This is a genomic window from Saccharopolyspora sp. NPDC002376, assembly GCF_053593195.1.
In genome coordinates, this window is record NZ_JBSFBZ010000129.1 from 1 (window position 1) to 1,346 (window position 1,346).

2 protein-coding genes are annotated in these 1,346 nt (G+C 64.9%); both read right to left on the minus strand.

Going from position 1 to position 1,346, the window contains the following annotated elements:
- Positions 1 to 15: 15 nt before the first annotated feature.
- A complete protein-coding gene (locus tag ACWCO2_RS36745; protein ID WP_450132414.1) occupies positions 16 to 174 on the minus strand; it encodes a hypothetical protein in 159 nt (52 codons plus the stop codon).
- The gene (locus tag ACWCO2_RS36750) at positions 171 to 1,301 is read right to left on the minus strand and encodes an IS701 family transposase (protein WP_450132415.1); all 1,131 of its coding nucleotides are present in this window, start codon (positions 1,299 to 1,301) and stop codon (positions 171 to 173) included. Before ACWCO2_RS36750 ends, ACWCO2_RS36745 begins: the two co-directional genes overlap by 4 nt.
- Between the last annotated feature and the right edge of the window lie 45 nt (positions 1,302 to 1,346).

Consider the following 1,346-nt stretch of genomic DNA (forward strand, 5'->3'; position numbering starts at 1 on the left):
TACTGCAACGGCAGTTCAGGGGTAGCCGCGTTTTCGGTAGTGGCTGGTTCGGGCTTGGAGTTGGCGTTGTCGGCGCCAGTGTGACCAGGCCAGGATGTGGTCGATGGCGTGGTGGACGGTGAGGACGATTTTGATCAAAAGACGCCGGATTTCTGGTAGCGTGTAGTCGATCATGTCCTTGCAACGGGCGCTGGTTCCCCTTTTATGGCACGGATTTTGGCGACCGATAGCCAGGCGAGGGCGAGCATGGACAGGGTGATGTGGGCGTGCCAGGCTCGCCAGGTACGGGCCTGGTAGTGATCGAGTCCTGCTTCGTTTTTGGCGAGTTGGAAGCATTCCTCGATGCGCCACCGGCCGCCGGCGATCCAGGCCAGGTCGAGCAGGGTGGCCCGGCGGTGGCCGTAGCAGATGTAGTAGGCGATCTCGTCCGGCTTGGAGATCGAACGGCGGGCCAGAAGCCACCGTCCCCGGCCTGACCGGGCATCGGCGTGCAGGGGCAGGCGAGCCCAGTCGAACTCCCGCGGCCCGTGCGACCCGGCACCGACCGACAACCGCCGCCACGCCCGCTGGGGCAGCGCGGCGATGATCTCGTTGGCGTTACCGGTCTCACCGCCGGTGGTGACCAGTTCGTCGCGGCGGGTCGCCAGCACGTAGAACGCGTCCTGGTCTTCCAGCCAGGCCCGCAGATCCTTGCATCGCCCGTAAAGCTCATCGGCGGTCACCCACCGAAACGGCACTCCGGCGGCGATCACGCGCCCCAGCATTTCCTGGGCTTGCTGAGGTTTGGTCGCGAAACCGGCATCATCGGGGATACCGGCCCGCCGGCACCGGTCACGATCATCGATCCAGGCCTTCGGCAGGTACAGCTCCCGGTCGATCAACGCATACCCATGCTGGGAGGCATAGGCCACAAAGACCCCGATCTGGCAATTCTCAATCCGGCCCGCGGTGCCGGAATACTGCCGCGCCACCCCAGCCGATCGCGTTCCCTTCTTGAGGAACCCGGTCTCATCGATGATCAGCACACCCTCAGGGTCACCGAGGTGCTCGACGACGTAATCCCGCACGTCATCCCGCACCCCATCGACGTCCCAGCCGGCCCACCGCAGCAACCGCTGCATCCCGTCCGGGCACACCTCACCCGCCTGCTCTGCCAGCGTCCACCCGTTCTTCCGTTCTAACCCCGCAACCAGGCCGGACACATACTCCCGCGCCCGCTCACGCGGCTCGCGACGCCCGAACCGGCACGCGATCCGCGCACACAACCCATCCAACTCCCCAACAGCAACATCAACCACCACAACAACCATGATCCACAACGAACCAATCGAACTGCCGTTGCAGTA